Annotated in this window: 3 protein-coding genes and 1 pseudogene; all 4 read left to right on the top strand. The window is 40.0% G+C overall.

The window, feature by feature from the left end:
- Positions 1–1260, top strand: a 1260-nt coding sequence (locus RWZ99_RS08685) for a glucose PTS transporter subunit IIA (protein ID WP_314678112.1), incomplete at its 5' end; no start/stop codon positions are given.
- 98 nt (positions 1261–1358) lie between these two features.
- Positions 1359–2174 (top strand): endonuclease/exonuclease/phosphatase family protein, encoded by an 816-nt coding sequence (locus RWZ99_RS08680; RefSeq protein WP_314678109.1) that lies wholly within the window; start codon positions 1359–1361, stop codon positions 2172–2174.
- Positions 2175–2277: 103 nt separating this feature from the next.
- A complete protein-coding gene (locus tag RWZ99_RS08675; protein ID WP_314678106.1) occupies positions 2278–3627 on the top strand; it encodes a glucose-6-phosphate isomerase in 1350 nt (449 codons plus the stop codon).
- A gap of 107 nt (positions 3628–3734) precedes the next feature.
- Positions 3735–5088 (top strand): annotated as a pseudogene (locus tag RWZ99_RS08670) (IS3 family transposase).
- Positions 5089–5119: the final 31 nt, after the last annotated feature.

Below are 5119 nucleotides of genomic sequence, written 5' to 3'. Positions count from 1 at the left end.
AAAGTTGGTCAAATGATTGGTTCATTTGGTATCTTGATGGGTATGGTGGTAGCTATCTACCGTAACGTTGATGATGACAAGAAACATCAGTACAAAGGTATGCTGACTGCAACTGCGCTTGCAACATTCTTGACAGGGGTAACAGAGCCAATCGAGTACATGTTCATGTTCGTGGCTACTCCACTTTACATCATTTATGCTTTGGTGCAAGGATGTGCCTTTGCCATGGCTGATATCGTTCACCTTCGTGTTCACTCATTCGGTTCTATCGAATTCTTGACACGTACACCACTCGCTATTAACGCTGGTTTGGCGATGGATATCGTTAACTTCATTTGGGTAACTGTACTCTTTGGTGTTATCATGTTCTTCATCGCAAACTTCATGATTAAGAAATTTGACTACGCTACACCAGGACGTAACGGTAACTATGAGCAAGGTGAAGATTCTTCATCAGAATCTGCTGGATCAGCAAGTGCTGGAACAAGCTCAGCAAGCTCACAAGTTATCAACATCATCAACCTTCTTGGTGGACGTGCTAACATCGTCGACGTTGACGCATGTATGACTCGTCTCCGTGTTACTGTTAAAGAAGCTGATAAAGTCGGAACAGAAGAACAATGGAAAGCTGAAGGAGCTATGGGTCTTGTCATGAAAGGACAAGGGGTTCAAGCTATCTATGGTCCTAAAGCTGACGTATTGAAATCTGATATCCAAGACGTTCTTGATTCAGGTGAAGTTATCCCTGAAACACTTCCAAGTCAAATGACTGCTGTTCAGAAAGCAGAAGCTACCTTCAAAGGTGTGACTGAAGATGTTCACTCAGTTGCAGATGGTCAAGTTATCAAGATTGAAGATGTTAAAGACCCAGTATTCTCACAAAAAATGATGGGTGATGGTTTCGCTGTAGAACCAGAAAATGGTAAGATTGTTTCTCCAGTAGCTGGTAAAGTTGCAAGCATCTTCCCAACCAAACACGCTCTTGGTTTGGTAACAGATAATGGACTTGAAGTTTTGGTTCACATCGGACTTGACACTGTTAGTCTTGAAGGTAAACCATTTGATGTTAAAGTTACTGAAGGACAAACTGTTGCTGCTGGTGATTTCTTGGTAGAAGCAGATCTTGCAGCTATCCGTGAAGCTGGACGTGAAACTTCAACAGTAGTTGTCTTCACTAATGCAGACGCAATTAAATCAGTTAAAGTAGAACATACAGGAAAATTGGCAGCTAATGCTCCAGTTGCAAAAGTAGAACTTTAATTCGTTAAATAATAAACAAGCAGACAGCCCTTGGGCTGTTTTGTTTGTAAAAGACCTTGTTGTCATTTCTAAATGTAAGTCAGATAAAGGATAAGCTTATGAAATTTCTAACCTTAAATACCCATAGTTGGATGGAAGAAGATGCAGAAGGGAAATTCCAAACCCTAAAGGAACAAATTCTTAAGGCTCAGTATGATATCATTTGTTTCCAAGAAGTTAATCAGGAAATAGAGACTGCCGTTGTAGAAACGGATGCTTACTATCATGCGCTACCATCAGCAACACCGATCCACCAAGATCACTTTGTCCGTTTGCTTGTGGAAAAATTAGCTGAAGAGGGCCTTCAATATCATTGGACGTGGGCCTATAATCACATTGGTTATGACCACCTTAATGAGGGTGTTGCTGTTTTGTCACGCCAACCGTTGACAGCTAGCGAAATTTTAGTTTCAGATGTTGATGATTCAACAGACTATCATACACGCCGTGTGGCAGTGGCTGAGACGACTGTAGACGGCCGAGAAGTTGCTGTTGCTAGTGTCCATCTTTCATGGTGGGATAAAGGTTTCCAAGAAGAGTGGGCACGCATTGAGGAACGTTTCCAAGCTATTGGTAAACCGTTTATCCTAGCAGGGGACTTTAATAACCCAGCAGGTCGAGAAGGTTATCAAGCAATATTAGCCAGTCCGCTCAAACTTCAGGATAGCTTCCAAGTGGCTCAAGAAACAACTGGTAGCTATACAGTTGGACCTGGTATCGATGGTTGGAAAGGTAATGAAGAACCTTTACGTATTGACTATGTTTTTGCAAGCCAAGAGTGGGCAGTAAATCGCCTTAGTGTCATTTTTGATGGAAACAATCAACCTCTAGTAAGTGATCACTATGGCCTTGAAGCAGACCTTGCATTTAAATAGTAACTGTAGGCTATCTTGACTTAATAAGGGTAAAAAATATTGTCAAAAGATAAATAAAAGAGTAGAATAAAGGGTAGAATTGATTTTTTTAAAGGAGAAACTAATGGCTCATATTACATTTGATTATTCAAAAGTGTTAGACAAATTTGTTGCACCACATGAAGTGGAATACATGCAAGCACAAGTTACAGCAGCAGATAATGCTTTACGAAACGGAACAGGTCCCGGAGCAGAAATGACAGGCTGGTTGAATCTGCCTGAAGAATATGATAAAGATGAATTTGCTCGTATTCAAAAGGCGGCTGCTAAAATCCAATCTGATAGTGAAGTGTTAATCGTCATCGGTATTGGAGGATCTTATTTAGGAGCACGTGCAGCGATTGATTTCTTGAATAATTCTTTTGTAAATCTACAAAGCAAGGAAGAACGTAAGGCACCTCAAATCCTCTATGCTGGAAACTCTATCTCATCAAGCTATTTGGCTGATTTGGTAGACTATGTATCAGACAAAGATTTCTCAGTTAACGTTATCTCTAAATCAGGAACAACAACTGAACCAGCTATCGCTTTCCGTATCTTCATGGAACTTCTTGTTAAGAAATACGGTCAAGAAGAAGCCAACAACCGTATCTACGCAACAACTGACCGCCAAAAAGGTGCTCTTAAAGTTGAAGCAGATGCTAATGGCTGGGATACTTTTGTAGTGCCTGATAGTGTTGGTGGTCGTTTTACAGTATTGACAGCAGTGGGACTCTTGCCAATCGCAGCTGCAGGGGCTGATATCAGCAAGTTGATGGAAGGAGCAAATGCTGCTCGCAAGGCTTATGCTTCTGATAAGTTGGCTGAAAATGAAGCATATCAATATGCAGTTGTACGCAATATCTTGTACCGTAAAGGTTATCTGACAGAAGTTCTAGCTAACTACGAACCATCATTGCAATACTTCTCAGAATGGTGGAAGCAATTGGCTGGTGAGTCAGAAGGTAAAGACCAAAAAGGGATTTACCCAACTTCAGCGAACTTCTCAACAGACCTGCACTCTTTGGGGCAATTTATTCAAGAAGGAACTCGTATCCTCTTTGAAACAGTTATTCGTGTAGATAAGCCTCGCAAAAATGTGTTGATTCCTGAATTAGCAGAAGACTTGGATGGCCTTGGCTATCTGCAAGGAAAAGATGTTGACTTTGTCAATAAGAAAGCAACAGATGGAGTGCTGTTAGCTCATACAGACGGCGGAGTGCCAAATATGTTTGTGACCCTGCCTGAGCAAGATGAGTTCACTTTGGGCTATACTATTTACTTCTTTGAGTTAGCTATTGCTCTTTCTGGCTACCTGAATGGTATCAATCCATTTGACCAACCAGGTGTGGAAGCATACAAGAAGAATATGTTTGCCTTGCTTGGTAAACCAGGCTTTGAAGAGCTGGGTGCTGAGTTGAATGCACGTCTTTGATTCTCATATGCTTTGAGTTCATTTAGAATATAAAAAGATCCACAAGTTCATTTGAACTGCACCCCAAAAGTTAGACAGAAAAAATCTAACTTTTGGGGTGTTTTTTTATGAAATTGAGTTATGACGATAAAGTTCAGATTTATGAACTAAGAAAGCAAGGACAAAGCTTCAACCAACTTTCAAAAAGATTTGGTGTGGATGCTTCTGGATTAAGATATATGATGAAATTGATTGATCGTTACGGGATAGAAATCGCAAAAAAAGGAAAGAATCGTTACTATTCTCCCGAATTAAAGGAAGAAATAATTAATAAAGTTCTGCTTAAAGGTCGTTCACAAAAAAGTGTAAGTCTTGATTATGCTCTTCCAAGTGGTGGAATGTTACCTAATTGGATAGCACAATACAAGAAAAATGGGTATACTATTGTTGAGAAAACAAGAGGGAGAGCACCTAAAATGGGACGTAAACGTAAGAAAACTTGGGAAGAAATGACAGAACTAGAGCGACTCCAAGAGGAGAATGAACGCTTACGTACCGAGGTGGCTTACCTAAAAAAGTTAAAAGAGCTAGAAGACAGGGACGAAGCCTTACAGCGAGAAAAGCAGAGACAATTAGAGAAATGGCTTCAGGAGGATTTCGACTAGATTTGCTTCTTGAAACGGCTCGTTTACCTCGCTCAACTTACTACTATCAGTTGAAGCAACTGGAGGGGCTTGACAAAGATAAAGAGCTTAAAGCTGAGATTCAAGTTATTTTTACTGAGCACAAAGGAAATTATGGTTATCGTCGAATAACTCTTGAATTGAGGAATCGAGGTTTTGTAGTGAACCATAAGAAGGTCCAACGTCTGATGAGTGTCCTTGGTTTAACCGATCGAATTCGTCGTAAGCGTAAGTATTATTCATATATCAAGGAGAGGTTGGTAAGAAAGCAGACAATCTTATTCAACGCCAATTTGAAGCATCTAAACCAATGGAAAAGTGCTATACGGACGTGACAGAATTTGCCATTCCAGCAAGCACTCAAAAGCTTTACTTATCGCCAGTTTTAGATGGCTTTAATAGCGAAATTATCGCCTATAATCTTTCTACATCGCCGAACTTAAGACAAGTAAAATTAATGTTGGAACAAGCCTTCACAGAGGAGCACTACGAAAATACAATTCTCCATAGTGACCAGGGATGGCAATACCAACACGATTTCTATCATCATTTTTTAGAGGATAAAGGAATCCAGCCATCTATGTCACGTAAGGGAAATAGCCCAGACAACGGCATGATGGAATCCTTCTTTGGTATCCTAAAATCCGAGATGTTTTATGGTTATGAGAAGTCATTTAAATCACTTGAGCAATTGGAACAAGCTATTGTAGACTATATTGATTACTACAACAACAAACGAATCAAGGTAAAACTAAAAGGACTTAGTCCTGTGCAATACAGAACTAAATCCTTTGTGTAAATTAATTGTCTAACTTTTTGGGGTCAGTACA

Origin of the sequence: uncultured Streptococcus sp., from assembly GCF_963545685.1 — a bacterium.
In the GTDB taxonomy this organism is placed as follows: domain Bacteria; phylum Bacillota; class Bacilli; order Lactobacillales; family Streptococcaceae; genus Streptococcus.
This window is presented reverse-complemented; position numbering and strand designations above follow the sequence as displayed.

Excerpts from the sequence above, each read along its gene's own strand:
- RWZ99_RS08680 (WP_314678109.1), top strand. The coding sequence starts at position 1,359 with ATGAAATTTCTAACCTTAAATACCCATAGTTGGATGGAAGAAGATGCA.
- RWZ99_RS08675 (WP_314678106.1), top strand. The coding sequence starts at position 2,278 with ATGGCTCATATTACATTTGATTATTCAAAAGTGTTAGACAAATTTGTT.